This window comes from Streptomyces sp. NRRL WC-3549 (assembly GCF_000721935.1).
Classification (GTDB): domain Bacteria; phylum Actinomycetota; class Actinomycetes; order Streptomycetales; family Streptomycetaceae; genus Streptomyces.
This window is the reverse complement of sequence record NZ_KL585391.1, coordinates 133,356-133,876: the sequence shown is the minus strand read 5'-3', so window position 1 is coordinate 133,876 and position 521 is coordinate 133,356. Positions and strand designations below refer to the sequence as shown.

The 521-nt window shown below is 73.5% G+C and carries 1 pseudogene; it reads right to left on the bottom strand.

What is annotated here, in order from left to right:
• Nucleotides 1-521 (bottom strand): annotated as a pseudogene (locus IH13_RS0109190) (MFS transporter); the annotation flags it as partial.

Genomic DNA, 521 nt, shown 5'->3' with positions numbered 1-521 from the left:
GCCCGGGGCCGCGACCAGCAGCGTGGCGGCCCCGAGGACGAGCCCCATCACGGCGTAGCCCGCCTGCTCGGAGAGCACACTGCCCAGCACCGGACCGCAGGCCGTGCCCACGGACGCCGCCGAGCCCGCGAGGACCGCCCACCGGCCGCGTACGTCCAGCGAGGCGGCCAGCCCGATCAGGTAGGACAGGACCACCGGGTAGAAGGTGTTCCACACGATCTCGCCGGTCGCGAACGAGCCCATGCCGCCGGCCGAGGAGCTGAGCACGATGCTCCCCGCGATGATCACCGTGCCGACGCCGATCGGCACCGCCCGGCCGAGCCGCGCACCCAGCATCCCGGCGCCCATGACCCCGAGCAGACCGGCCCCGAGCGCGGCGGCGAACACCGCGCCGATCGCCACCTCGGAGAGCCCGACCTGCTCCGCCCCGATGCGGCTGCTCACGCCCCACAGCGCGTTCTGCGCCATGGACCAGACGAGCATGCCGCCTGCCAGCACCAGGCCCTGTCTCTTATACACAT